The organism is Rhizobium sp. PAMB 3174, from assembly GCF_052908375.1.
The window spans coordinates 4085053-4110334 of the sequence record NZ_CM128608.1 but is presented as its reverse complement, the minus strand read 5'-3'; the positions used below and the strand labels follow the sequence as shown (position 1 = coordinate 4110334).

22 protein-coding genes are annotated in these 25282 nt (G+C 62.4%); 11 read left to right on the top strand and 11 right to left on the bottom strand.

The window, feature by feature from the left end; genetic code table 11:
* Positions 1-69 precede the first annotated feature (69 nt).
* On the bottom strand, positions 70-708 hold the full coding sequence (locus ACU5AY_RS19605; protein WP_446822723.1) for a 2-dehydro-3-deoxy-phosphogluconate aldolase: 639 nt from the start codon (positions 706-708) through the stop codon (positions 70-72).
* Between the two features lie 162 nt (positions 709-870).
* Between ACU5AY_RS19605 and ACU5AY_RS19600 the strand changes: the two genes are divergently transcribed.
* The 3 genes from ACU5AY_RS19600 (at position 871) to trhO (ending at position 3291) form a co-directional block, all read left to right on the top strand.
* Positions 871-1365 (top strand): CYTH domain-containing protein, encoded by a 495-nt coding sequence (locus ACU5AY_RS19600; RefSeq protein ID WP_446827454.1) that lies wholly within the window; start codon positions 871-873, stop codon positions 1363-1365.
* Positions 1343-2284 (top strand): CHAD domain-containing protein, encoded by a 942-nt coding sequence (locus tag ACU5AY_RS19595; protein ID WP_446827453.1) that lies wholly within the window; start codon positions 1343-1345, stop codon positions 2282-2284. The genes ACU5AY_RS19600 and ACU5AY_RS19595 overlap by 23 nt, the downstream gene beginning before the upstream one ends.
* Positions 2285-2373: 89 nt before the next feature.
* A complete protein-coding gene (gene trhO / locus ACU5AY_RS19590; RefSeq protein WP_446827452.1) occupies positions 2374-3291 on the top strand; it encodes an oxygen-dependent tRNA uridine(34) hydroxylase TrhO in 918 nt (305 codons plus the stop codon).
* 26 nt (positions 3292-3317) lie between these two features.
* Here trhO and ACU5AY_RS19585 read toward each other — a convergent pair whose 3' ends face one another.
* The 3 genes from ACU5AY_RS19585 to ACU5AY_RS19575 all read right to left on the bottom strand — a co-directional run bounded on the left by ACU5AY_RS19585 (position 3318) and on the right by ACU5AY_RS19575 (position 7581).
* Positions 3318-5489, bottom strand: coding sequence for a bifunctional diguanylate cyclase/phosphodiesterase (locus tag ACU5AY_RS19585; RefSeq protein WP_446827451.1), 2172 nt, complete (start codon positions 5487-5489; stop codon positions 3318-3320).
* Between the two features lie 124 nt (positions 5490-5613).
* On the bottom strand, positions 5614-6129 hold the full coding sequence (locus ACU5AY_RS19580) for an NADPH-dependent FMN reductase (protein ID WP_446827450.1): 516 nt from the start codon (positions 6127-6129) through the stop codon (positions 5614-5616).
* A 72-nt stretch (positions 6130-6201) separates the two neighbouring features.
* Positions 6202-7581: a GH1 family beta-glucosidase gene (locus ACU5AY_RS19575; protein ID WP_446827449.1), complete on the bottom strand. Its 1380-nt coding sequence runs from the start codon at positions 7579-7581 to the stop codon at positions 6202-6204.
* 353 nt (positions 7582-7934) lie between these two features.
* On the opposite strand from ACU5AY_RS19575, the gene ACU5AY_RS19570 reads away from it, so the two are divergent.
* Entirely contained in the window at positions 7935-8573 is a 639-nt protein-coding gene (locus ACU5AY_RS19570) for a CatB-related O-acetyltransferase (RefSeq protein ID WP_446827448.1), read from the top strand.
* A gap of 50 nt (positions 8574-8623) precedes the next feature.
* Here the strand turns inward: ACU5AY_RS19570 and xylA are convergent, their stop codons facing one another.
* The 5 genes from xylA to ACU5AY_RS19545 form a co-directional block, all read right to left on the bottom strand.
* Positions 8624-9934: a xylose isomerase gene (gene xylA / locus ACU5AY_RS19565; RefSeq protein ID WP_446827447.1), complete on the bottom strand. Its 1311-nt coding sequence runs from the start codon at positions 9932-9934 to the stop codon at positions 8624-8626.
* Positions 9935-9979: 45 nt separating this feature from the next.
* Entirely contained in the window at positions 9980-11431 is a 1452-nt protein-coding gene (xylB, locus tag ACU5AY_RS19560) for a xylulokinase (protein WP_446827446.1), read from the bottom strand.
* Between the two features lie 26 nt (positions 11432-11457).
* Complete coding sequence (locus tag ACU5AY_RS19555) at positions 11458-12483, bottom strand: LacI family DNA-binding transcriptional regulator (protein WP_446827445.1); 1026 nt, start codon at positions 12481-12483, stop codon at positions 11458-11460.
* Between the two features lie 128 nt (positions 12484-12611).
* The gene (locus ACU5AY_RS19550) at positions 12612-14192 is read right to left on the bottom strand and encodes a DHA2 family efflux MFS transporter permease subunit (RefSeq protein ID WP_446822712.1); all 1581 of its coding nucleotides are present in this window, start codon (positions 14190-14192) and stop codon (positions 12612-12614) included.
* A gap of 17 nt (positions 14193-14209) precedes the next feature.
* Complete coding sequence (locus ACU5AY_RS19545; protein WP_446827444.1) at positions 14210-15442, bottom strand: HlyD family secretion protein; 1233 nt, start codon at positions 15440-15442, stop codon at positions 14210-14212.
* A 167-nt stretch (positions 15443-15609) separates the two neighbouring features.
* Here ACU5AY_RS19545 and ACU5AY_RS19540 point away from each other — a divergent pair, with 167 nt between their 5' ends.
* The 6 genes from ACU5AY_RS19540 (at position 15610) to lysS (ending at position 21255) form a co-directional block, all read left to right on the top strand.
* Positions 15610-16257 carry a TetR/AcrR family transcriptional regulator C-terminal domain-containing protein gene (locus tag ACU5AY_RS19540; RefSeq protein WP_446827443.1) on the top strand — a complete coding sequence of 216 codons (648 nt, stop codon included), beginning with the start codon at positions 15610-15612 and terminating at the stop codon, positions 16255-16257.
* A gap of 94 nt (positions 16258-16351) precedes the next feature.
* Entirely contained in the window at positions 16352-17089 is a 738-nt protein-coding gene (locus tag ACU5AY_RS19535) for a TerC family protein (RefSeq protein ID WP_446827442.1), read from the top strand.
* Between the two features lie 149 nt (positions 17090-17238).
* The gene (locus ACU5AY_RS19530) at positions 17239-17634 is read left to right on the top strand and encodes a DUF1236 domain-containing protein (protein ID WP_446822708.1); all 396 of its coding nucleotides are present in this window, start codon (positions 17239-17241) and stop codon (positions 17632-17634) included.
* Between the two features lie 69 nt (positions 17635-17703).
* Positions 17704-18054, top strand: coding sequence for a hypothetical protein (locus tag ACU5AY_RS19525; RefSeq protein WP_446827441.1), 351 nt, complete (start codon positions 17704-17706; stop codon positions 18052-18054).
* 226 nt (positions 18055-18280) lie between these two features.
* Entirely contained in the window at positions 18281-19753 is a 1473-nt protein-coding gene (gene gltX, locus ACU5AY_RS19520; RefSeq protein ID WP_446827440.1) for a glutamate--tRNA ligase, read from the top strand.
* Positions 19754-19758: 5 nt separating this feature from the next.
* On the top strand, positions 19759-21255 hold the full coding sequence (gene lysS / locus ACU5AY_RS19515; protein WP_446822705.1) for a lysine--tRNA ligase: 1497 nt from the start codon (positions 19759-19761) through the stop codon (positions 21253-21255).
* A gap of 111 nt (positions 21256-21366) precedes the next feature.
* Here lysS and ACU5AY_RS19510 read toward each other — a convergent pair whose 3' ends face one another.
* Entirely contained in the window at positions 21367-22842 is a 1476-nt protein-coding gene (locus tag ACU5AY_RS19510; RefSeq protein WP_446827439.1) for a hypothetical protein, read from the bottom strand.
* A 245-nt stretch (positions 22843-23087) separates the two neighbouring features.
* Positions 23088-24053 (bottom strand): transaldolase, encoded by a 966-nt coding sequence (gene tal / locus ACU5AY_RS19505; RefSeq protein ID WP_446827438.1) that lies wholly within the window; start codon positions 24051-24053, stop codon positions 23088-23090.
* Between the two features lie 234 nt (positions 24054-24287).
* Between tal and ACU5AY_RS19500 the strand changes: the two genes are divergently transcribed.
* Entirely contained in the window at positions 24288-25280 is a 993-nt protein-coding gene (locus ACU5AY_RS19500; protein ID WP_446827437.1) for a sugar-binding transcriptional regulator, read from the top strand.
* Positions 25281-25282: the final 2 nt, after the last annotated feature.

Sequence of the window (25282 nt, the reverse complement as noted above, 5' to 3'; positions counted from 1 at the left end):
GCAATCTCCGTTCCGTTGAGCTTGAGGCTGACATAGGAACGGAGATTGCCAATTACAAACCGAGGGTCGTCAGCCCGCGAGTGCGGCCGCTTCCGCAGCCAGCTTGGTGATGCCGTCCCAGTCGCCGGCGGCAACCAGCTCCTTCGGAGCCACCCAGGAGCCGCCGACACAGATCACGTTCGGCAGCGACAGGTAGTCCCTGGCGTTCTTCAGCGAGATGCCGCCGGTCGGGCAGAACATGGTACCGGCGAGCGGCGAGGAGAGCGACTTCAGATAAGCGGCACCACCTGCCTGTTCGGCCGGGAAAAACTTGAGGATTTCGTAGCCTTCCTCGCGAAGCGCCATCACTTCGCTCGCGGTCGCTGCACCCGGCAGCAGAGGCACGTTTGACTTGCGGGCGGCATCGAGCAGCTCCTGTGTCGTGCCCGGGCTGACGATGAACTCAGCGCCGGCATCGACAGCTGCCTTGTAGTGGTCGGCGTTGAGGATCGTGCCCGCGCCGGCAACGGCGCCCTCGACCCGGTCGGCCACAAGACGGACGGCTTCCAGCGCGGCCGGCGTCCGCATGGTGATTTCGATCGCCTTCAGCCCGCCGGCGACCAGCGCGCGCGCCAGAGGCACAGCCGATTCCGCGTCCTCAACAATGAGGACCGGGACCACGGGTTGAAGTTTCAGGACTGATTTCAGCTTTTCCGTTTTCTCACCCATGAACAGGAATCCTTATGCTTTAAACCGATTGAATTTGCATCTGATACAGGCGTGCGCGCGCCCTGTCGAGATAATTGCTGGCGCGGACGGAACTGATGCTTCCTTAGCGCCCAAGCTTGGTCTAGGGTAACCGCATTGTGCAGCGCAAGGCAAACCGGAGCGATGGCAAAGGAAATCGAGCGCAAGTTTCTCGTTCTCAACGACGACTGGCGGAAAACGGCCGAGAAGGGCAAGAGTTTTCGCCAGGGCTACATCGCCACTTCCGATGGCCGATCGCTGAGGGTGCGGTTGATCGACGGCAAGAAGGCGCGACTGACGATCAAGATCGGCGCGGGGACGATAACCCGCGACGAATTCGAATATGACATTCCCTACAAGGATGGCCGCGAGCTGATGGCGAATGCCATCGGCAATGTGCTGGAAAAGACGCGCTACGAAGTGCGGCACAAGGGCTTCACCTGGGAAATCGACGTGTTTTCGGGTGCCTATGACGGCCTCGTCGTCGCTGAAGTCGAACTCGACAGCGAGAAGCAGGTCCCCTCCTTTCCGTCCTGGCTGGGACGCGAGGTGACCGGCGACCACCGCTATTCCAACCAGTCGCTGGCTTTGGGCGGAAGTCTCGAGGAATTGCCCGATGAGCTATCAAATACGGCCTGACAAGTCCTTCAGCAATGAAGTCGCCCTGGTCGCCCGGCAGCAGATCGCCAAGGCGATCGCGCTCCTCTCCGGGCCTCCCGAAAGCCTTGATACAGGCATCCATCAGGCGAGGCGCTGCTTCAAGCGTATCCGCTCCCTTTACCGTCTGGTCGCCTCGGATGCGCGCAAGTTTCAAAAGCGGGAAAACGCCCGGTTCAGGGACATCGCCGCAAGCCTGTCGCCCTACCGAGACTCGGCGGCAATCATCGGCGCCTGCACCGCCCTGCACCAGTCGGCGCTCTCGGGAGACGAAGCCGCGGCACTTGAACGCATCCGGCAAGCGCTGGTCGAACAGCACGACGGCAGGAAAGACGATGGCAGCGAACTGGCGGATCGCATTGCAGCGGCCAAGTCCGCCTGCGCCGAAGCCCTCGACGCTGTCGGCGACATGACCTTGGACGACGGGCGCAAGAAGACCGCCCGCCGCCTCGCCGCCGGCTGGGAAAAGACGCTGACCGGGATCGCCGCAGCGCTGGATGACTGCCGCAACAGTTCGGACCCTTCGCACTATCACGCGCTGCGCAAACGGGTGCAGGATTACTGGCGCCAGAGCGCGCTGCTTGGCGGTCTATGGCCTTCAGCCCTGTCGATGAAGCGGACAGAAGCCAAGCGGCTGGCCGACGCGCTCGGCGAAGCCAACGATCTTGCCGTCCTCTCGGCGCTTGCCGATGGCGGCAAGCTGCCCGCAGAAGGCGACGACCTGATCCACCTCAAGGTGGCGATCAACCGCAACCTGTTCGCCATGCAGCGCGATTGCGTGGCGCTGGCGACGTCGCTGTTTCCCGAACCGCCGGCCGTTGAAAGCCGCGTCATCGGCCTCCTGTGGTATGCTGCAACGGCGCGAGGGCAGGACGTTCCGTTCTGGCCGGACGAGGGTTGACGGCAGGCGCTCGGTAGAATTGGCGATTGCAACGCGGGCCCGCAGGCAGTATTTCCCGCGCAAAGACCAACGAAGGCAGACTGACCACCATGACCGGCGAAGACACGTTCCTTGTAGCTGCGCTCTATCATTTCGCTCCGTTCGAACGCTTCGAGACGCTGCGCGAACCGCTTCTCGATGTCTGCGAGCAAAATGGCGTTAAGGGCACGCTCCTTCTCGCCCGCGAAGGCATCAACGGCACCATCGCCGGACCTAAGGCCGGGGTTACCAATGTGCTTGCCTTCATCCGCTCGCAGCCGGAATTCGCCAATCTCGAGCACAAGGAAAGCCACGCGACGAAGATGCCGTTCCTGCGCATGAAAGTACGGCTGAAGAAGGAAATCGTCACGATGGGCGTCGAGGATATCGACCCCCTGAAGATTGTCGGCACCTATGTGGCGCCCAAGGACTGGAACGAACTGATTTCCGACCCGGACACGATCGTCATCGACACCCGCAACGATTACGAGACGGCGATCGGCGTCTTCAAGGGCGCCGTCGATCCGAAGACCAGGACGTTCCGTGAGTTTCCCGACTGGGTGAAGAACAATCCCGGCCTGCACAACAAGCCGAAGATCGCCATGTACTGCACCGGCGGCATCCGCTGCGAGAAGGCGACCGCCTTCATGAAGGAACAGGGCTTCGACGAAGTCTACCACCTCAAGGGCGGCATCCTCAAATATCTCGAGGAAGTGCCGCCGGAGGAAAGCCTGTGGGAAGGCGCATGCTTCGTCTTCGACGACCGCGTGTCGGTGACCCACGGCCTGGAGATCGGCGAGCATGCACTCTGCCATGCCTGCCGTCACCCGCTGACACCCGAGGACTTGGCATCCGAGCACTACGAGGCGGGCGTCTCCTGCCCGCACTGCTTCGAGGAACGCACCGAAGAGGATCGTCTGCGCTATCGCCAGCGGCAGCGCCAGATCGAACTCGCGAAGAAGCGTGGCGAACGCCACCTCGGCTCGTGACGGACATCTGAAACTGTCCTGACGGGTCAGGCCTCGGCGGAAAGCTCGAGGCGTGACCCGCCGGGCGCGTCCAGTGCCTCCTGGATTTCGGACGCCGAAACCGGCCGGCCGAAATAATAGCCCTGGAACTCGTCACAGCCGAACAGCCGCAGCATCACGGCCTGGTCTTCCCGTTCGATGCCTTCAGCCGTCACCGGGATATCGAGCGACCTTGCGAGCGCCACGGTCGCCTGAAGCATCTCCTTGGCACGATGACCATCGTCAAGCGCCGTGATCAGCGTGCGGTCGATCTTCAAACGGTCGAAACCGAACTGCCGCAGATAGCCGATCGAGGAGAAGCCGGCGCCGAAATCGTCGAGCACGATCTTCACGCCGAGCGCCTTAAGGCGGGCGATGGTTTCGCGGGCGCGAGCCGTGTTGTGGACGAGATAGCCTTCCGTCATTTCCAGCGACACAAGACCGGCATCCATGCCGGATTCCGTCAGCATGCCGGCGACCGTATGGACGAAGCCGGGATCGCGGAACTGCACCGGCGAGATATTGATGGAAATCCTCTTGTCCGGCCATTTCGCAGCCTGCGTGAAAGCCTGCCGCATGATCTGGCGTCCGAGCGCATGAATGAGACCGCTCGTTTCCGCAACACTGATGAACACGTCCGGGCGAACGGGGCCGTATCCCCTGCGGTTCCACCGGGCCAGCGCCTCGAAGCCGACGACCTCGCTGTCGCGCGCCCTGACGAGAGGCTGGTAGGCGACCGTCAGTTCATCTGCCTCGATCGCCTTCTGAAGGTCGCGTTCGAGCTCCTTCTGCAGCTGGCGCTCTTCCTCCATCGTTGCGTCATAGGCGATCGTCCGTCCCTTGCCGCTTTCCTTGGCGCGATACATGGCGAGATCGGCAAACCGGACCAGTTCGTCGCGCGCCGTGGCGCCCGCTCTTGAGATCGCGTAGCCGATGCTGCAGCCGACGACGGCAACATGGTCGTCGATGAGCAGCGGCTCGGCGAAGAACCGCTGGATGAGATCGCCGAGGTCGGCCGCCGCCTGCGCCGCATCGTCGGCGCAGAGCGCGATTGCGAACTCGTCGCCGCCGACACGTCCGATCACGGCATCGGCTGGCGACAGCTGGCGCAGGCCGACGGCCACTCCGCGGATCAGCTTGTCCCCGGTGCCATGCCCGTAACTGTCATTGACGCCCTTGAAACCGTCGAGATCCAGATACATCAACAGGACATCCGACTTCGTCACGGAAGCCTCTTCGATCAGGTCATCGAGCTTTCCGAACAGCCCGCTGCGGTTCCACAGCCCGCTCAGACGGTCCTGAAGTGACATCAGCCATGCACGCCGCTCGGCGCTCTTCAGCTTGCGAATGGCAATCCACCCGACGGAAAACAGGAGGGCGAAGAACACACCGACGATGCTCATCGCCGCAACGACGCGCGGCCAGATCTGGCTGTAGCTCATGTCTCCCGGCCGGCGCGACGTCCAGACCAGCTTGCCGAGGACGTTTCCATCCGCATTGGTTATTGCCACGAGATTGGCGGCCTCCGTATCCCGATCGACAAGCGCCATTCCCTGCACAACATAGGTTTCGGAAAGCTTCTCGATCTTCTCCTGTGTGAGGTGGCGCGCAAAGATGAGATACTTGTAATCGGCCGGGGGCACCTCGATCGAGTTGTCCTTCATGCGCACCAGGGCAACGCCGACCGCAGCAATGCCGATCTCGGTCCTCACGAAGCCGGAGGCTTCCGGAACCTCGCCGGACGCCGGGTTCTGCGCCTTGTCGATCAAGGTCTGCAGGGAAGGATCGAAATAGGAGTTCACCGGCATGCTGACCGGCAATCCGTCCTTGTAGGACAGGACCGAGTTGCCCTTCCGGTCGATCACCATGGCGACGTCGAAGAGATCGCTGTCCTTGGACATATCCCCGTAATTGGAGATGACCCAGAACATGTTCGGGCGAGTGTAGATGTTGATCGCCGCATCGTCCCAGGCCGCGTAATCGTTCAGGGTCAGCCCCAACTGCTGGCGGAACGTGTCGAGTGCGCCCTTGGTGGTCTCGCGCGAGCGTGCGTCGTCCAGCGCGTTGGCATGCGTCGCCATGTCCTTGAACGAGGTGACCACCAGAAGCACGACGACCGCCGCCATGACCGCGAATGACGCCAGGGTCCCGACCACAAGGCCGCGGGCGCTCACGCTCATGACAGATCTAAACAGTAACTTCACTGGCTGCATCCCGATAATCCGACGAGCAGATTAGCGGCAACTACAGAATGATTGGTTAATATGCAGTGCTAACACGTTGTTATAGCTTCGACTAATCGCCTCAATTGGCGCTCTTCCTGCACAGGTCGGCGAAGACACCAAGCTTCGCCTTCATGAGCGCCGCGTTGTCCCAGAGGATCGCGTCGCGGAGCGCCTCCGCCTTGCCGAGAAGCGGCACCTGCAGGAAGGCGTCCTCGACGATCGCAAGCGACATTGTCCGCAACACCTCGCTCAGTGCCTCCAGCACGAACTGTCCGCGGTGGGATGCATGTACGAGCATCACGGGCTTGAAAGGGATCTCATCGCGGCTGACCAGCCAGTCGAGCGCGTTCTTCAAACCACCGGGAATGCCGTGGGCATATTCTGGGCAGGCGATGATCAGCCCGTCCGCGGCATTCACTTTCCGGGCCAGCGCGATGACCGGCGCCGGCGTCTTCTCTCCCTCAAGGTCCGGATTGAAGATCGGCAAGGTACCGACCAGGTCACAGAGCTCAATCTCCACATCGGCCGGCGCATGGACCGCCAGTGCTTTCAGGAGCGCTGTGTTGGAAGAAGCAGCCCGCAGACTGCCGGACATTGCCAGGAACCTGATCATGACCGCGACAGGCCATGAGTCGGCGGTTCCTGGCAACCCTCGATACGGACCGGATCAGGCGGCCATGTCATCCGCTTTCAACGGCGCCGTCACCAGCGCCTTGAACCATTCACCGCTCTTCTTCACGGTGCGGACCTGCGTCTCATAGTCGACATGGACGATGCCGAAGCGCATGCGATAGCCTTCCGCCCATTCGAAATTGTCCATCAGCGACCAGGCGAAATATCCACGGATCGGATAGCCGCCCTTGATCAGTTCCGCCGTCGCCTTCAGGTGCGCGGCGAGATAATCGATGCGCGGCTGATCGTCGATGACGCCATCGGCATCCGGACCCATATTGTAGCAGGCGCCGTTTTCGGTGATGTACATCTCAGGCAGGTCGTAGCGCCGGTAGAGTTCCTCGACGCCACGCTTCAGCGCCGGGGCGTAGACTTCCCAGCCGATGTCGGTGACCGTCTTGCTGACGAAGGGGGCCGACTTGACCGCCGGGAATTCCGCGCCGTCGCTGCTATCGTCGGCAACGCGCATCGGCGTATAGTAATTCATGCCCCACCAGTCGAGCTTCTGGCTAATGATCGCCATGTCGCCGTCTTCGATCTCCGGCATGCGATCGCCGAGCGCCGTCATAAAGGCTTCCGGATAGGAGCCCTTGAAGACCGGCTCGAAGAAGACGCCGTTGTGGAACTGGAATGCCCGCTCCTCGGCCGCCTTGTCGGTCTCGCTGTCGGAGCCGGCAATCGTCACCATCGGATTGAAGACGAGACCCGCCGGTACATTCGGCGCCTCCGCCCGGATCGCCTCGATGCCAAGCCCGTGCGCCAGCATAGTGTAGTGCAGGGCATGAAGGGCGGCGTCCATGTTCTTCTCGCCCGGCGCGTGAACGCCCATCAGATGGCTGAGCCAGACGGAGCACCACGGTTCGTTGAAGGTCGCCACCGCGTCGAGACGGTCGCCGAGACGGGCCATAACGGTGCGGGCGTAGCGCTGGAAGGCGTAAGCGGTCGACCGCGCCGTCCAGCCGCCGTCACCCATCAGGGCCAGCGGCAGGTCCCAGTGGTAGAGCGTCGCAAACGTCTTGATGCCGCGTGCCTTGCAGCCATCGACGAGGCGGTCGTAGAAATCGAGCCCCTCCTCGTTCACCCTGCCCGTCCCTTCCGGAACGATGCGCGGCCAGGCGATGGAGAAGCGATACGCCTCGACACCCAGGCTCTGGATCAGGTCGAGATCCTCCTCGAGACGATTGTAGTGATCGCAGGCGACATCGCCGTCGTGACGCCCGAACACGCGGCCGGGCATCTTGGAGAATGCATCCCAGATGGATGGCTTGCGGCCGTCGGCTTTCGCCGCGCCTTCGATCTGGAATGCGGCGGTGGCAACGCCGAATGTGAAATCACCAGGGAAAGCCCGGCGAAGATCCTGGGGGGTGATGGTCATGATGTGGTTCCTTCGATGTCGCGCCCGTTGGGAGACCGGGCACACATAAATGATGATGCTCTAAAACACTCGTACGGCGCTTGTACAGCCTTCGAACATGCGTTCTTCGTCGCAGAAGGCCTCGAAATTCGCCGCCCCGGCACGGATTCCGGACCGCCGTCACTCACGGCGAAAGGATCTACGCTCTGGTCAACATGCGATATCTCACGTAATCTTCACGCCATCAACGGGAGTGCAGGGACATGAACAAGTAAGACCGGCCTTCAACTGAAGGCATCGATACCATCCGCTGGAACCGCGACGAAATTTTGGCGCGGATTCTTTGACAAACGGCTATTGAAAGGTCTTTCATCATGCCTCTTCTCGACAAGTCTCTACGCTTTCCCATCACCACGCCGGACGGCACCAACCTCAAGACCAGCGTCTATCTGAAGAATGCCATCGATCACCCGCGCATCGAGGCCGGCGACTACTCCTATGCGTCCTTCTTCGAGGCTCCGGACAACGTCGCCGAGGCGATCGCGCCCTATCTCTTCGCCTTCAGCCGGGAGAAGCTGGTGATCGGGAAATTCGCCCAGATCGCCAATGGCGTAAAGTTCATCACCTCGTCTGCCAATCATCCGATGGTCGGGCTGACGACCTATCCCTTCCGCATCTTCGACCCGTCGACGATGGCCGACTACCTCGACCTGCCGTTCAGCGACACGGTCATCGGACACGACGTCTGGCTCGGTTACGGCGCGATCGTCATGCCCGGCGTAACGATCGGCTCCGGCGCCATCGTCGCCGCAGGCTCCGTCGTCACCCGTGACGTTCCGCCCTATGCGATCGTCGGCGGCAATCCCGCGACAATGATCCGCCAGCGCTTCGACGACCGAACCATCGCGGACCTGCTGGAGATCGCCTGGTGGGACTGGCCGATCGAAAAGATCGAGGCCAACCTGCCGGCGCTCGAAGGCGGCGACATCGCCGCCCTGAAAGCAGCGGCCTGAAAGAGTGGAGCCGGCGGTGATCCGCCGGCTCCCGCTTCCCTGCAATCGCCTCAGACGTAGCGGTTGACGATGTTTTCCAGATGCTCCTGGCGTCCGGACTTCGGCTGCGGATTGATGTTTTCCGCCTCGACCATCGCCGTAATGTCTTCCAGCGACATGCCGCCCGACAGCATCTTCTTGGCGCGCTCGCTTTCCCAGCCGGCGTAACGTTCGGCGAGCGGCTTCGACAGCGCGCCGTCCTCGACCATCTTCGCCGCCGCCTTCAGGCCGCGGGCGCAGGCATCCATGCCGCCGATGTGACCATAGAGCAGGTCTTCCGGATCGATCGACTGGCGGCGCAGCTTGGCGTCGAAATTGGTGCCACCGGTGGTAAAGCCGCCGGCCAGCAGAACCTGGTAATAGGCGAGCGCCATTTCCGGCACGTTGTTCGGGAACTGGTCTGTATCCCAGCCGGACTGGTAGTCGTTGCGGTTCATGTCGATCGAACCGAAGATGCCGAGCGCGTTGGCAAGCGCAAGCTCGTGCTCGAACGTGTGGCCGGCGAGGATCGCGTGGCCCTGTTCGATGTTCATCTTCACTTCGTTTTCGAGGCCGTGCTTCTTCAGGAAGCCGTAGACGGTCGCAACGTCGTAGTCGTACTGGTGCTTGGTCGGCTCCTGCGGCTTCGGCTCGACGAGGATCGTGCCCTTGAAGCCGATCTTGTGCTTGTATTCGACGACCATGTGCAGCATGCGCGCCATCTGGTCGAGCTCACGCTTCAGGTCGGTGTTGAGCAGGGTCTCGTAGCCTTCACGGCCGCCCCACAGCACGTAGTTTTCGCCGCCGAGCTTCATCGTCGCGTCCATGCAGGTCTTGATGGTCGCGGCCGAGTAGGCGAAGACGTCCGGATCCGGATTGGTCGATGCGCCGGACATGAATCGACGGTTGGAGAAGAGGTTCGCCGTACCCCACAGAAGTTTGACGCCGGTCGCGGCCTGCTTTTCGGCGAAGTAGTCGACGATCTCGTTGAGGTTATTCGTGTTCTCGGCAAACGTCGCGCCTTCCGGACGCACATCGGCGTCGTGGAAGCAGTAATAGGGCGCGCCGAGCAGATCGAAGAGTTCGAAGGCGACATCGGCCTTCAGCTTCGCCTTTGCCATGCCGTCGCCATACCAGGGACGGTCGAAGGTGCGCCCACCGAACGGGTCGCCTCCTTCCCAGGCGAGCGTATGCCAGTAGGCGACGGCAAACCGCAGATGGTCTTCCATCCGCTTGCCGAGGACGACCTCGTCGGGATTGTAGTGCCGGAAGGCGAGCGGATTGGTGCTCTCCGGCCCTTCATATTTGACCTTGGCGATATTGCCGAAAAATCCGGTGCTCATGATGTTTTCCTCCGTAAATGGTCTCGTGGTGTGATGGATGTTGGTTCAGGACAGCGCCCGGATCGCCGGATAGAGCGAACGGTAGCGCTGGTAGGCTTCCTCGTATGCGCCGGCGAGTGCGCCATCCGGCTCGATGGTTGCTGCCGTTGCGGGCGCTGTGCAGACCGCCACCGGATCGGCGCCGGTCGCCGCGATCAGGCCGAGCCGGGCCGCACCGAATGCCGCGCCGAAATCCCCGTCGGCGGGAATATCGACCGGCACGCCGAGCGCGGTCGCGATCGACTTCAGCCAGTAATGTGAGCGCGAACCGCCGCCGATCGCCGTAACCCGAGAGATTTGCGTGCCGGCGGATTTCAGCGCCTCGAGATTGTCGCGTATGGCGAAGGTGACGCCTTCGAGCACGGCCTGGGTCAGCGCCACGCGGCCCGATTCGTGACCGAGACCGGTGAACACGCCACGGATGACCGCGTCGTTGTGCGGTGTCCGTTCGCCGGAGAGATATGGCAGGAAGGTGACGCCGGTCGGCGCCTTCAGTCCCTCTCCGAGTTCCGCCGTCAGCTCGGCGGCGGACCGGCCGGCAATGCCGGAATACCAGTTGAGCGCATCGGTCGCCGACAAGATCACGCCCATCTGGTGCCAGGTATTCGGCAGCGCGTGGCAGAAGGCATGAACCGCGCTTTCGGGTTTCGGCAGGTAGGAAGCGTTGGCCGCAAACAGCACGCCCGACGTTCCGAGCGAGACGAAAGCCGCGCCTTCGCTCACCGTTCCCATGCCGCAGGCGGAGGCAGCATTGTCGCCGGCCCCGCCGGCAACCACGACCGAACCCGCCATGCCCCACTCTGCCGCCAGTTCGCCGCGCAGCGTGCCGCCGACCTCCGTTCCCTCGACGAGCTTCGGCATCTGCCGTTCATCGAGATCGGTTGCGGCAAGCAGGTCCTTCGACCACTGGCGCTTGCCCGTATCGAGCCAGGATGTCCCGGCCGAATCCGACATTTCGGAAATGCGCTCGCCCGTCAGCCACAGGCGCAGATAATCCTTCGGCAGGAGGACACAGTCGACCTTGGCGAAGATCTCGGGCTCGTTGTCCTTGATCCAGGCGAGCTTCGGCGCGGTGAAGCCCGGAAAGACGATGTTGCCGGTGATGCGCCGGAACATCGGATCGGCGTCCAGCTTTGCCGCCTGCTTGTAGGAGCGCGTGTCATTCCAAAGGATGCAGGGATAGAGTACCTCGCCGTTCTTGCCGATCAGCGTCGCGCCATGCATCTGGCCGGAAAGGCCGATCCCCTTCACGGCGGCGAGCTCCGCCGCATGCGTCTTCTTCAGGCCGGCGACGGCGTCGCGCGTGGCGCGGATCCATTCCGCCGGGTCCTGCTCCGACCAGCCGGGATTGCGGCGGGCGACATCCAGCGAGCCGGTCGCCGACGCGATAACGTTCTGCGACGCATCGATCAGCATCGCTTTCACGCCGGATGTTCCAAGGTCGAGTCCCAGATACATGCTTTCCTCCCTTGTCTCCCGCCGTCTCACGGCAGGTTGTCTTTCAAGAATATGTCGATGCCGATCTTTTCCTGCGCGTCGATCACCGGCTGGCCATCGGCCTTGGCCTTCAGAATCCGGACGGCGCTGCGCACCTCGTGGCCGGGGTCCTGAGCGATGATGACGTCGATCGTGCCGTCCTCGAGCGCAGCGCGCGACGCCGGCGTCAATTCGTGGGCGACGACCTTCACCTTGCCGGCGAGCCCACGCTCCTTCAGCGCCCTGACAAAACCGCGATTGCCGGCACCGAGGCTGTAGATCGCGGCGACGTCGGGCCGCGCATCGATGAGCGCGCCGATCTGCCGGTAGACGATATTGCCATCGTCCCGCCCCTCGACCGGAGCCAGAACCTCAAGCTCCGGAAAGTCGCGCGCCATGGCATCTCGGAAGCCCTCGACGCGCTCGCGATGGTCCTTGACCAGCATGGAGCCGGCAATGACGGCGACCGGTGCGCCGGGCAAAGACACGAAGCGTCCGATCAGGCGCGCGGCACAACGGCCGGCGGCGCTGTTGTCGATCCCGCAGTAATGCGCCCGCGACGAAGCCGTGAGGTCCGACACCAGTGTGACGAAGGGAATGCCCTTCCCGCTCAGCCGCTCCACCGCCGCCGTCACTTCAGGCGCGTCGACCGCGACCGCCGCCACCCCGTCGACGCCCTCGTCGCCGATCGCGTCGAGCGCCTTGGCCAGTGCCTCCGCGTCGAAGGCGGGCACCTTGACCAGGCTCACCCGGGTCCGCTCGTGCGGCCCGCGCGACTTGGCCTCGACGATCGCCTGTTCCAGCGCTGCCATGAACGAGTTGTCGCCGTCCGGAAGAATGAAGGCCAGCGAATAGATGCGGCTCTTGGCGAGGTTTGCGGCGGCGACGTCGCGGACATAGCCCAGAAGTCCGATGGCGTTTTCCACCCGCTCGCGCGTCGCACGCTTCACGCCCGGCCGGTTGTTGAGCACCCGGTCGACCGTGGCAAGGCTGACGCCCGCTGTCGCGGCAATGTCGTGAACGGTCGGACGCACGGGAACTCCTCTCCTCGGAAGGGAGGACTATCGCTTTTTTTGATGTACGTAAATCAGAATTTTCCAGCCGTCGAGCGACATAGGTTCAAGGCTCTGAAAGATCTCGATTATTCCAATTCAGGGCCGGATCAGTGTCCGGCCCCAGCAGGAGCGGCAGCCTTGGGCTTGCGCAGGATCATCGCCAGGAAGATCAGGGAGAAGAAGAGCATGGAGAGGCCGATGAAGACATCCATGAAGGACAGCAACCATGCCTGTTGCCGGACGATGCCGGAGAGCTTCTCGAGCGCGATATTGGCACCGTCGAGACCATAGCTGCTGTAATTGGCGCCGACGCTGCTCAGCCAGTTCTGTGCTGCCTGGTTGCCGGCGTTGATACGCTCGGACAGGTAGGCGTAGTGGACGTCCGTGCGTTGGGTCAGCGTGGTGTTGATCAGCGCCAGCCCGACCGCGCCTCCGAGATTTCGCGTCAGGTTGAAGAGGCCCGACGCATTGGCGATGCGCTGCGGCGGCAGCGTGCCGAGCGCAATGTTGTTGATCGGCACCATGCACAGCATCATCGACAGGCCGCGCAGGATCTGCGGGATGAAGAGCTCCCAGAAGTCCCAGTCTGGCGTGATGTAGGTGATCCAGTAGGTGGAGGCCCCGAAGCCGGCAAAACCGATCATCATCATCACGCGCGGATCGAGCTTGCTCGAAAGCATGCCGGACAGCGGCGCGCCGACGAACATCGCCAGACCCGAAACGAACATGGTCTCGCCGATCATAAGCGAATCGTATCCGCGGATACGGCCGAGATAGAGCGGATAGAGATAGGTCATGCCGTAAATGCCGACGCCCATGATGAACGAGAACAGCGAGCCGACGGCAAAATTCATGTTGTTGAACGCCTTCAGGTCGACGACGGGAAAGTCGACCTTGAATGCCCGGTAGAAGAACACCGCGGCGCCGACGAAAAGCGCCACCGTTCCCATGACGATATGCTCGTCCTGGAACCAGCCCTTGGTATTGCCCTCTTCGAGAACATATTCCAGGGAGCCGAGGAAGACGGCCATCGAGGCCAGCCCCAGCCAGTCGAACCGTTTCAGCAGGCTGTGGTTCGGCTTGTCGAAGTCGATCAGCAGCCAGGCGGCAGCCGTCACCGCAAGCCCGGGAATGACGTTGACCAGGAACAGCCAGTGCCAGGAGAAGACATGGCTGAGATAGCCGCCGATGGTCGGGCCGATGGTCGGCGCCATGGTGGCGACCAAGCCGATGATCGGCGAGACGATATTGCGCTTGGACGGCGGGAAGATCGTGAAGGCGGCCGCGAACACCGACGGGATCATGCCGCCGCCGATGAAGCCCTGGATGGCGCGGTAGACGATCATCTGGTCGATGTTCGTCGCGGTGGCGCAGAGGATGCTGGCAGCCGTGAAGCCGGCCGCCGAAAACGTGAAGAGAACGCGCGTCGACAGAATGCGCGCCAGCGTGCCGGAAAGCGGGATCATCACCACTTCGGCGATCAGGTATGACGTCTGGACCCAGGCGATCTCGTCGGATCCGGCGCCAAGGCCCGCTTGGATTTCCGACAGCGATGCCGAGACGATCTGGATGTCCAGGATCGACATGAACATGCCGAAAACCATCGCGACGAACGCGATGGCCCGCCGCGGGTCAATGACTTCGGAGGGCGCGGACATAGCCGCGGCCGGGTTCGCTGTGGTCGCCATCTTCCGTCACCAGGGCCTTACTTGGCCGCGTCCTTGTCGGGTGCCGTGCGGGAATCGACGTCGACAACGACGCTGAGGCCCGCGCGCAGATAGCCCTTGTCGAGCGCTTCCTGCGGGATAGCGATGCGGACCGGAACGCGTTGGACGACCTTGGTGAAGTTGCCGGTGGCGTTTTCCGCGGGCAGCATCGAGAAGACGGAGCCGGAAGCCGGGGCCACGGAAGCGACCGTTCCGACCAGCGGCCGGTCTTCGAACGCGTCGACCGTGATGTTCACCTTCTCGCCCGGCTGGAGGTCCTCGATCTGGGTTTCCTTGAAGTTCGCCTCGATATAGAGGTCCTTGACCGGAACGAGCGAGGCAAGACGTGCGCCCGGCGATACGAGATCGCCCTTCTGGACGGCCATGTTGCCGATCACACCGTCATAGGGTGCGACCAGGACCGTGAAGCCGAAATCGCGCTCGGCCTTGTCCTTGGTGAGGCTGAGGGACGCGAGCGAACTTGCGGCCTCGTCGCGCTGTGCCTTGAGAACGACGATATTGGCTTCGGCAGCGGCAATGTTGGCGTCGGCGCCGACAATGTTGGCCTTCGCCTGCTGCAGGGCCGTGGAGGCGGAGTCGAGCGTCGCCTGCGAGGCAAAGGACTGGGCCTGCAGCTTCGTCGCGCGTTCTGCACTCTGCTGCGCATTTTCAAGGGTTGCCTGAACGGCAAGCTTCTGCGCCTTGGCCTGTTCCAGCGAGGCTTCCGCCCCCTTGATCTGCGCGTCGATGCGCTTGAGCGACAGTTCCTGCGTGGCGATCTGCGCAGCCGCCTGCTTGGCGGCGATGGCGTAGTCTCCGTCATCGAGAGTGATCAGCGGCTCGCCGGCCTTGACCAGCTGGTTGGCCTTGACGTTGACGTCTTTGACATAGCCGGTGACCTTCGGCGAGATCACGGCGATATCGCCCGCAATATAGGCGTCGTCGGTCGAGATCATGAAGCGGCCATGGGTCCACCAGTTGTAGCCGAACCAGCCACCACCGGCCAGAAGCGCGACCAGCAGGACAGGCATGACCTTGCCCTTCAGGCCGCCCTTCTTCGTAGCGGCGGCAGTCGCCTCCGCCTTGGAAGCGTCTTCCGATCGCATTTCCGGGGTGGTCTCGGTGTTGCGGGCCTCCACGGCCTCGCTGACTTCGGCAACGTCTGCATCTTGCCCCGAGTCGCCCTGCAATTTGACGACACGTGCGGAGCGGGCATCCTTCATTGTGGACATCTCTCTAACCAACTTGAAAATGAATATGGCGATATCGAACTAAACTGTTCGGTTCGATTTGACATATAGATAAAAAAGTCGCATATCAAGAGCAAATCGAACCGCTTGGTTCGAAAAAGGTTAAGGTGCCGGGAAAGATGCACTCGTACAAAGAAGAAACCGATATTTTGGCAAATGACGAACAGTTGTCCGGCCCTCACCGCCGGGCGGCCGGCGAGGATCCGGTCAAGCGCGAGCAAATTCTGGACGGCGCCAAGCGCGTGTTCATGAAGCTGGGCTTCAGCGCTGCAAGCATGAACGACGTGACCCGCGAAGCAGGCGTTTCGAAGGGCACCATCTACGTCTATTTCAAGAACAAGGAAGACCTGTTCGCCTCCCTCATTGAAAGGGAGCGCAGCAAGATGGCCGAATCCATGCGCCTCGCCCTTGCGGAAGAAGCAAATGTCGAAGATGCGCTTGCCGCATACGGCCGGACCTTCGCCTATCATTTCACATCCGCGGACGTTATCCGCGCCATGCGCAGCGTCATCGGCGTGGTCGACAGCATGCCGGAGCTGCCGCGCCGCCTTTTCGCCTGCGCGCCCCAGAATGCCCGTACGGTTCTCATGGACTATTTCGAGCATCAGGTTCGTGACGGAAAACTGGCGATCGACGACATCGAGCTGGCATCCTGGCAGTTCATGGACCTGACGACCGGCAGCCTGTTCAAGCTGCGCATTTTCGGCGAGTTCAGCCAGGACGACGCCCATCAGCGCATAGACAAGATCGTGGACGGCGCCGTTCGGGTCTTCATGGCGGCCTACTGTCCCAAATAACGGCTGGGATATTGCCGGCGACAGGCCTGGACGACCTTGAAGCGGGGCCGTCCAGTTCCTACGTGCCGCGAAGTCTCAATCGGAACCATCGCCAATGGACGGTATCGTCATCCTTCTCCAGGACCCTGCCGCCTGGGTTGCCCTCATCACCCTCGTGGTGATGGAAGTCGTGCTCGGCATCGACAACCTGATCTTCATTTCGATCCTCACCAACAAGCTGCCGGAAGCGCAAAGACGCCCCGCCAGACGTGTCGGCATCGGCCTCGCGCTTGTCATGCGCCTTGCCCTACTCGGCACCGTCGCCTGGATCGTCAAGCTCACGACCCCGGTCTTCGAAGCCTTTGGACACGGGTTCTCGTGGAAGGACATGATCCTGATCGCCGGTGGCCTGTTCCTGGTCTGGAAAGCCACGAAGGAAATCCACCACACGGTCGACCCGGCCGACCACGAGACCGATTTCATCGCCAGCTCCGCGACATCCGGATTGTCGGCGGCCATCGTCCAGATCCTGCTCCTCGATCTGGTGTTCTCCGTCGACAGCATCATCACCGCCGTCGGCATGACCCAGCACCTGCCTATCATGGTCGCCGCCGTCGTCATCGCCGTCGCCGTCATGATGACAGCCGCGACCCCGCTTGCGAATTTCATCGAGAAGAACCCGACCATCGTCATGCTGGCACTGGCCTTCCTGCTGATGATCGGCATGACGCTGATTGCCGAAGGCTTCGGCGTCCACGTGCCCAAGGCCTACATCTACGCGGCCATGGCGTTTTCCGCTCTGGTGGAGGTGCTCAACATGTTCGCACGCCAGGCACGCCTGAAGAAAAAATAGCCCCCGCAAAACTCCACGGATATCAACCTGCGCCCGCCATTTCGGCGGGCGTTTTCATTTTTCGATCCAGTGCAGCTGAATATTTTTGAGGAACAAAAACGCGTCCGGCAGGTTTCTTGGCCATGGCATTCACGAGAAAGGAACGAGCCATGAATAAGAAAACAATCGTTATTGCCGCTCTTCTTGCCACTGCCACGGCAACCACGACGTTCGCCGCAGATTCCGCGGTCACCGGCGCTGCCGGAGGAGCCGTCACCGGCGCCGTCGTTGGTGGTCCGGTCGGCGCAGCTGTCGGTGGCGTTGTCGGCGCCATTGCCGGCGTTGCCATCGACCCGCCGCCGCAGAAGGTCATCACCTATGTCGAGACGCAGCCCGCACCGCCGCAGCCGGTGGTCATCCAGCAGCCTGTCGTCGTCGGCAAGCCGATCCCGCAGACCGTCGTCCTGACGCCGGTTCCGGAAGATCCGACCTATTCCTATGCGTTCGTGAATGACCAGCGCGTCATTGTTGATCCGAACACCTACGTTGTCGTCGGCGTGTACTGACGATAGCGAGAGGCTGCAGGGCCCGCCCCCGCCCTGCAGCCTTTCTGCTTTGAAGACCTGGAGAGGAAAATGACCGTCCCCGAACTGGAAACCGCCACGCAGACGGGCCTGATCGCCATCGGCATACTCACCGTTACGCTCAGCGCTTGGGCCATCGGCGCGGACAGTCCTATCAAGCCGGAATTGCAGACCGCCACATCCGCTGCTGCCGGAATTCCGTCGGTCCCCGCGCGCAAGATGGCACCGGCCGTCAAGGTTCTGAGCCTGTCGCCAAGCCCCATCGAAAGCCGGCCTTCGGATCTGACCCGGGCCGAGCAGGATGTGCGGCGCATCGGTCCGCGTTTCCTCCAGGATCCCACAACTGCCATCGACTTTCGCCATCACCGCAATGTGCCGGTGATCGAGCTCGCCGGAGCCTGAACGCGGCCGCAACTTGGCCCCACCGCGCGGCGACCTTCGCCTTACCCTTGACGTGCCTGACTGAATATGGCCTAAGGCCTGCCGAACATACATGCGCCCGACGTGCGGCGATTGCGGCACGCTGGCGGCAATGATCACCGGAAACCGGCGCCGCGCTGCGGTCGACAAAAGTCGGCCTCATGTCAGCGGGGCCGATTTTGCATGTCAGCACAGGCACCTTGAAAAGATGACCACGTCCAACGTCCGCGTCCGCATTGCTCCTTCGCCCACCGGCGAACCCCATGTCGGCACCGCTTATATCGCGCTCTTCAACTATCTCTTCGCCAAGAAGCATGGCGGCGACTTCATCCTCCGCATCGAGGATACCGACGCCACACGCTCGACGCCCGAATTTGAGCAGAAGGTGCTGGACGCGCTGAAATGGTGCGGGCTTGAATGGAAGGAAGGCCCCGATGTCGGTGGCCCTTACGGCCCTTACCGCCAGTCGGACCGCAAGCACATCTACGGCGATTATGTCGAAAAGATCGTGTCCGCCGGTCACGGCTTCCGCTGTTTCTGCACGCCGGAGCGCCTGGACGAGATGCGCGCTGCCCAGCGCGCCGCCGGCCAGCAGCCGAAGTATGACGGCCGATGCCTCAACCTGACGGCCGAGGAAGTCACGAGCCGCATGGCCGCCGGCGAACCGTCCGTCGTTCGCATGAAGATCCCGACCGAAGGTGCCTGCGAATTCCACGACGGCGTCTATGGCGACGTTTCGATCCCGTGGGAATCGGTCGACATGCAGGTGCTGCTGAAGGCCGACGGCATGCCGACCTACCACATGGCGAACGTCGTCGACGACCATCTGATGAAGATCACCCACGTCGCGCGCGGCGAGGAGTGGCTGGCATCCGTGCCGAAGCACATCCTGCTCTATCGCTACCTGGGTCTCGAGCCGCCGGTCTTCATGCACCTGTCGCTGATGCGCAACGCCGACAAGTCGAAGCTGTCGAAGCGCCGTAACCCGACCTCGATCTCCTACTACTCCGCGCTCGGCTACATGCCGGAAGCGCTGATGAACTTCCTCGGCCTCTTCTTCATCCAGATCGCCGAAGGCGACGAACTGATGACGATGGACCAGCTGGCGGAGAAGTTCGATCCGGAAAGCCTCAACAAGGCCGGCGCCATCTTCGACATCCAGAAGCTCGACTGGCTGAACGGCCGCTGGCTGCGCGAAGGCATCTCGACCGAGGAGTTCGTCGGCCGCGTGCTGAACTGGGCACAGGAAAACGATCGCTTCATGGAGGGCATGAAGCTTGCCCAGTCGCGTATCGAGAAGCTCTCCGATCTGCCCGGCCTCACCGGCTTCCTGCTGAAGGGCGATCTCGGCCTGACGGCAGCCGACTTCGCCAACATCAAGAAGGTCCCGCTCGCCGACGTTCAGGTGATCCTGGAAACGGCGCAGGCCGATCTCGACAAGATCTTCGAATGGAACCAGGAAGCGATCGAAGCCGAGCTTCGCGCCGTCGCCGACCGGATGGAGAGGAAGCTGCGCGACGTTCTCGCCCCGCTGTTCATCGCCGTCTCCGGCTCGTCGCGCTCGCTGCCGCTGTTTGATTCCATGGCGATCCTCGGCCGCTCCGTGGTGCGCCAGCGCCTGAAACAGGCCGCTGTCGCCGTCAAGGCGGGCATCGAAGCGGACAAGAAGAACAACGGATAAGAATCATGACCGATCAGACCAAGGAAACCGCCCTCTCCTCCGACGTGACGGAGGTTCGCGCCCAGAAGCTGAAAATGCTTCGCGAGCAGATCGGCGACGTCTATCCGGCCCATTTCCATCGCACGATGAGCAATGCGGAACTGGTGGAAAAATATGCGGGCATCGAGCCGGACACTGAGACCGGTGACATCGTGACCGTCGCCGGCCGTGTGTACTCGTCGCGCAACTCCGGCATGTTCATGGACATCCGCGACGCCTCCGGCAAGGTGCAGATCTTCTCGCACAAGGACATGACCCCGGAAGAGGCTCGCGCGCTGCTGCCGATGATCGATCTCGGCGACATCATCGGGGTCAAGGGCGAAGTCCGCCGCACCAAGCGCGGCGAGCTGACGGTCAACGCCCATGAAATCACCATGCTGACCAAGGCGCTGCTGCCGATGCCGGAAAAGTGGCACGGCGTGTCCGACATCGAGACGCGCTATCGCAAGCGCCACCTCGACATCATGACCAATGACGACTCGAAGCTGCGCTTCCGCCAGCGCTCGAAGATCGTCTCCGGCGTCCGCCGCTTCATGGAGGAAGAAGGCTTCCTCGAAGTCGAGACGCCGATGCTGCATTCGGTCTACGGCGGCGCCACGGCCGAGCCCTTCAAGACCCACCACAACACGCTGAAGCTCGACATGTACCTGCGCATCGCGCCGGAACTGTTCCTGAAGCGTACGCTGGTCTCGGGGCTGACGGACAAGGTGTTCGAGGTCAACCGCAACTTCCGCAACGAAGGTGTGTCGACCCGCCACAATCCCGAATTCACGATGATGGAATGCTACTGGGCCTATGCCGACTACGAGGACATCATGGGCCTCGTCGAGCGTCTGTTCGGTCATCTGGCGATGAACATCCACGGATCGACGGAGTTCCGCTACGGCGACAAGGACATCTCCTTCAAGGGTCCGTTCCGCCGCGTGCCGATGCCCGACGCCGTCAAGGACGTCACCGGCATCGATTTCCTGGCGATCAAGACCGACGAAGAGGCCCGCGCCGCCGCCAAGGCCGCCGGCTTCGAAGTCGAGAAGGACTGGACCTGGGGCGAGTGCCTCGCCTTCATCTTCGAGGAGAAGGTGGAAGGCACGCTGATCCAGCCGGCGCACGTCACCCATTTCCCGAAGGACATCTCGCCCTTTGCCAAGGAAGTGCCGGGCGAACCGCGCCTCGTCGAACGCTTCGAGACCTATTGCAATGCGTGGGAACTCGGCAACGCCTTCTCCGAGCTCAATGACCCGGAAGAGCAGCGTCGTCGCATGGTCGAGCAGCTCGAGCAGGCCCATGCCCGCGGCGAGAAGGAAAAGCAGCTCGACGACGAGTTCCTCGACGCCATCGACCAGGGCATGCCCCCGGCCGGCGGTCTCGGCATCGGAATCGATCGCCTCATCATGCTTCTGACCGATGCACCGTCGATCCGCGACGTCATCCTCTTCCCGGCCCGTCGCCAGAAGGCAGACTGAGCGGAATTGTTTGCAAGATGCATGAGAGCGGGTCGGTATCACTCCGCCCCGCTCTCATGCCTGAAGCCGGCCCTACGATCCGTTCGCCTGCGCGTTGAAATGGCGTCGGGATCAGTGACCGGCCGGTTTGTGGTCTCCTCCTTCTTCCTCCTCTGTATGCTTTACGAGCGGCTTTTCAGCCGAACCGTGCGGGTCTTCGCCGATCCCGGCAGCACCCGTGACCGCCTCGGCATCGATTGTCGGCGCGGCTCCATGACCGTCATCCTCGACGGCTGCCTCGGCGTGCGTTTCCCCCGGCTGCGATCCGTGGCCACCCTCTTCCGCGACGGCAGGCGCATGTCCTGCCTCCTGGCTTGCGGGACCATGCTTGGTATCGGCCGGCGCCTCTTCTGCGACCGAGGTGGCATGCGCCGGCTCGCCGTGCTCGCCCGAGGCAGTCTCATGTCCAGTTGCGCTATCGCCGCCGCCATGACCGGCATCGGCATTCCCGGCGGGTTTATCCTCGTGCCCGGTGGGCTCATCATGCGCCACGACCGGCGCTTCGGCAGCAACGCCATGTCCGCCTGAATTCGTCTCTCCATGGCCTCCATCAGCCGGGCTCTCGCTGGCGACAGCCACACCGGCCTCGCCATGGCCGGCCGGGGCCGCCTCATGGCCGGTTTCAGCGGCAGCTGCAGCACCGTGCCCGCTCGCGCCCGCATCCCCATGGCCACCGCCTTCGGCGTCATGGCTGGCGACTGCCTCGGTGCCCTCGCCATGACCGCCTTCCGCCGGACTGTCGGAACCAAGGCCAACCATGCTCAGCATCTTCGAGAAGAAGGACGGCTCCTCCGCTGACGCGACCGGCGTTTCGGAATCGCCGCCGCCATGGCCGCCACCGTCCTTCTGGTCGGAGCCGTGACCCTCGCCTTCAGGCGCGCTTTCCCCGTGATCGCCCTCCGCCTTGCCACCGCCGCCATGATCGGCGGCAGGGGCCGCGCCATGTCCGCCGCCGCCGGACTTCTTGTCGGCCTCTTCCGGATCGACACAGCCTTCGATCTTGTCGAACAGGGACGTGATCCTGTCGATCTCCTCCTTCGGCACGACGATCTTGTTGCCGTAGAAATCGCCGTCGGCATTGGCCGTTCCATCGATATATTTTGCCGTAAAGCCCCCTTGCGCGTTGTAATCGGGGATCTTTTCGGGATGAGCGATGAAGACGACGTCCGCGCCGACCGCCCGGCCGCGCATCTCCGCCCGCTGTTCAGGACCGTGCTCGTCAAGCACGACCACCTGAACAAGGTCGGGGTGCTTCTCCTCGATGATGGCCTTGGCGACCCGCAGCGCCGTCTTGACGCGCATCGGCCCGTCCGTCGGCGCCGTCTTGATGAAGGCGCGAATCCAGTAGCGGTTGTCCTGCTTGATGTTGAATGTCTTGACGGGAGTACAGGCAAGACCGTTCAGCGTTTCCTCCGACGGTCCAAAGAACATTTCCTGATGGAGATAGACATAGGCAGCCGCGCTCGCGACACCACCGAGAAGCCCAAGACCTCCGATGATGAAGAGAACCTTCCGGGGAATCCGGAAAATGCGCAAGATGGCTTTCACGCCAACTGCTCCGTCATCAAACTCCACTCCAACGCGCAAAAATGGATAACCCACCGTATCCGTTTGGTGTTTCCGAATGCTTAAGGAGGCGTTGAAGGGATTGGTTGCCGTAACATTAACCCGGGAAAATCATCCGGGATGACCCGTCGGGCGGGAATGAGGCGGTGCCAGATGGCGTATCGGCAGCAAAAAGGCCGGAACGCATGACGCCCGGCCTTCAAAAAATCCATGGAGCGGGAAGCCCGTCAGGCGGCAGCGGCCTGCAGTTCCTTGCGAACGATGTCACGCAGGGAGCCGAGGTCCTTGGCGAAGGAGCGGATGCCTTCCGCCAGCTTCTCGGTAGCCATCGGGTCTTCGTTCATCATCCAGCGGAACGCCTTCTCGTCGAGCGAGACCAGCGGCTCGTCCTTGGCGTCCGATGCAGAGAGGACCTTTTCCAGCTTGCCGTCGTCGGCAGCCAGCTCGTCCATCAGCTGCGGGCTGATCGTCAGGCGATCGCAGCCTGCCAGCGCTTCGATCTCGCCGGTGTTGCGGAAGGAAGCACCCATGACGATCGTGTTGATGCCGTTCGCCTTGTAGTAGTTGTAGATCGCCTTGACGGAAACGACGCCGGGATCGGTCTCTGCGGTGTAATCCTTGCCCGTCGACTTCTTGTACCAATCAAGGATACGACCGACGAAGGGCGAGATAAGGAATACATTGGCTTCGGCGCAAGCGATGGCCTGGGCCTTCGAGAACAGCAGCGTCAGGTTGCAGTCGATGCCTTCCTTCTGGAGGACCTCCGCCGCGCGGATGCCTTCCCAGGTGGAGGCCAGCTTGATGAGGATGCGGTCCTTCTCGATGCCGCGTTCCTTGTAAGCCGCGATGATCTGCCGGGCTTTGGTGATAGAGCCTTCGGTATCGAAGGACAGGTCGGCGTCGACTTCGGTCGAGACGCGGCCCGGGACCAGTTCGACCAGCTTCGCGCCGACGGAAATGGCGAGACGATCGGCCACCGCCGCGACGACAGCTTCGTCCTGGCCGCCCTGCTTCTTGCCCCAGCTGACCGCCTCAGCAAGCGTCTCGGCGAATGCCGGCGTCGAAAGCGCCTTCAGCACCAGGGTCGGGTTGGTCGTGCAATCGACAGGCTGCAGGCGGGCCACGGCTTCAAAGTCGCCGGTATCCGCCACCACCGTCGTCATTGCGCGCAGTTGTTCTAGCTTGGATGCCATAATCTCTCTCTTCCTGTTCGCGCCGTCTTCACTCAATAGCTAATGTCCCAAAAGGACGAGACAAGGGCAAAGGTACGACAGCTGACTGCGATAGGCCGGACTATCACCGCGAGGACGCAAGAAAGTCAAGCGACATTTGTCCATCCATGTTGACATAAGTCGCAAATGCACGATTATCCCGGAAACTTCTTCGCGGCTCGCCCGCGGCTGTGAAATGAACGAGGACTCCGCAAAGTGGTCAAGCTGAGACGCGGCACCCATCAGGCCTATACCGAGACGGGATCCCTGCGGCTGCGCGCCGCCTGGCTCTATTACAATCAGGGCATGACGCAGAAGGAAGTTGCCGACCAGCTTTCCATCAGCCGCACCACGGTCATCCGCATGCTGGACGAAGCGGTCAAGCGCGGCGAGGTGCAGATCTGGATCAAGGAGGGCGTCGATGACTGCGTCGAGCTCGCCATCAAGCTGGAGCGCCTCTATGGCCTCGACGAAGCCCTCGTCGTTCCCTCCCCGGCCAAGGCGAGCGCCGATGCCATCGCCAAGAATGTCGGCCTGGCGCTCGGCCAGTTTCTGTCGGAAGTGATCACCGACAACTGCACTATCGGCACCGGCTGGGGTCGCACGATGACCGCCTCGCTGGCGAGCTTTCATCCGCCGCGCCGGGAAAACTGTCGCGTCGTTTCGCTTCTGGGTGGTGTCGTCGCCGTCCACCTCAACAATCCGATCGACTACACATGGCAGCTCGCCAGCCAGCTCGGCGCCGAATGCTACATGTTCCTGTCGCCGCTCCTGGTCGATTCCCCCGAGACCCGCCGCAGCCTCATCGAGGAATGCGGACTGGCGGAAATCTATCGGCTCGCAGAAGAACTCGATCTGGCGATCGTCAGCTGTGGCGATATCGGCCCGCATTCGACCTCCCAGTCCGAGCGCTTCATCACCGAGAAGGACCGGGAGGAGCTGATCGCTGCCGGATGCGTCTGCGACACGATGTTCAACTTCCTCGATGCCGAGGGCAATTCCATCGACCATCCGCTGAACCGACGCGTCATGGCCGTCGGCCTCGACAGCATCCGCAAGGCGAAGCATGTCGTGCTTGCTTCGGGCGGCGCCAGACGCGCCCAGGCAATCCGCGCTACCATCAAGCGCATCGGCTGCAACACATTGGTGACCGACGAAGCGGCCGCACGCGGCCTTCTGGCGCTGGCGGAAAAAGACGAAGCAGCCTGAAC